General features: G+C 59.8%; 1 protein-coding gene. It reads right to left on the reverse strand.

Translation table 11 applies throughout. The features are described from left to right. Positions 1–1,706, reverse strand: a 1,706-nt coding sequence (locus V6C07_RS11335; protein ID WP_333536590.1) for a VCBS domain-containing protein, incomplete at both ends; no start/stop codon positions are given.

Genomic DNA, 1,706 nt, shown 5'->3' on the forward strand with positions numbered 1-1,706 from the left:
GCCGGAGTGGAGGGCGTGAGAGGTGTTGTTGTGCCCGTTGTCAGGGGCAGCGGCGTCACGCTCCTCCGCGCTGGCCGGAGTTTGTTCATGGTCGCCGGCAACGGCCAGATCATCCGGAACGAACATGGGGCGCATGGCGCCCATACCCTGCATGTGCGGGGCTTCTCCGGTGCCGTGGATGGTTACGGTTACGGTGGTTTGGGCCGAACCGCCGTGTCCGTCAACCACGGTAACGGTGAATACGTCATCAAGCGTGTCGCCATCGTTGAGGGCCTTTACGGCGGCGGCGTCCTTGTGCAGCACATAGGTGTATGACCCGTCGGGGTTGAGATAGAATGTGCCGTACTGTCCTTCGGTGGTCTGGGCAACGGCCCTGGGCGTGTCCGACTTGTCCGGGTCAGCGATGACAAGCTGGCCGTACATGGCAGAAACGTCGTCCTCCGAGACTGAAAGGTAGGCCTGTTGCACTGTGGGCGCGTCATTGGAGCCGGTGATGGTGAAGGTCAGCGGTGTGGTGATCGATTTGCCGCTGGCGGTAACCTTGACCAGAAAAACGTCCGTGAAGGTTTCGCCTGCACCAAGTTTTTGGCTTTCGCTGATGCCATATGGCGAAAGGTTATAGTTGTAAGTGCCGTTGCTGTTGAGCGTAAGCGTGCCATACTGGCCTTCCGTACCGCTTTGGAGGGAAAAGGCGGGATTGGAGTAGCCGGGAATAAGCAGATTGCCCAGCAGGCTTGTTGTGCCGTCCAGCACTGTGGTGAGGCTGATGCTGCCCAGCAGGCCGCCTGTGATATTCATGGTCAGGGTATTGCTGGCGGTGGCGCCGTGCTCGTCAGTGACAGTGTAGGTGAACGTATCCTTGAGCGTGGCCCCCAGGGTAAGAAGCAGAACTGCCAGCAGACCGGTGTTGAGCTTGTAGGTGTATGAGCCGTCGGCATTCAGGCTGAACCAGCCGTAGCTGCCCGCCTCATTGCTTTTGGCAATAAAGGTGAGGGTATCGCTGGCGATATTGTCAAGCTTGTTGTCCGGATCCGTGGGGGTTGGCAGTTTGCCGCTGTGCAGGCTTGTATCGTTGCCGATGGCTGCTGTGGCGGGGCCGACGGAAGGCGCGTCATTGGTGCCGTTGATCGTGAAGGAAATGGTGCGCGCGGCTATGCCGCCATGCCCGTCGTTGGCCGCCACGGTAAAGCTTTCCACAAGCTTCTCGCCCTGCCCCAGTCCTTGCACGGCAGGCAGGTTGTTGTTGAGCGTATACACGTAGGTTCCGTTGCTGTTGAGCACAAAACTGCCGTACAGGCCGGTTACGTTCTGCGCCTGAAACACGGGTACGTCGCCCGCATCCACGTCAGTGACCGTAAGCGTGCCGGAGGACGTCAGAACGCTGTCTTCCTTGAGAGCAGTTGTAACAATGGGGGCAATGACGGGATTGTCGTTGGTTCCGTTGATCGTGATGACCATGCTGCTGGTGGATGTGGCGCCGTGCTGATCGGTGACGGTATAGGTGAAGGTTTCGGTAAGATGTTGGCCCGCGCCCAGTTGCTGGACGGCAGGCAGGGCGTTGTTGAGGCTGTAGGTATAGCTGCCGTCAGCCAGCAGGGTGAACGAGCCGTACTGGCCGGGGGTGGAGGGCTGAGCCAGAAAGCTCACCGTATCCCCGGCGTCCACATCCGCAGGCGTGGGAAGCGAGCCGCTGATGCCGGCCTGAT

The organism is Desulfovibrio sp. 1214_IL3152 (assembly GCF_036763055.1).
GTDB lineage: Bacteria > Desulfobacterota > Desulfovibrionia > Desulfovibrionales > Desulfovibrionaceae > Desulfovibrio.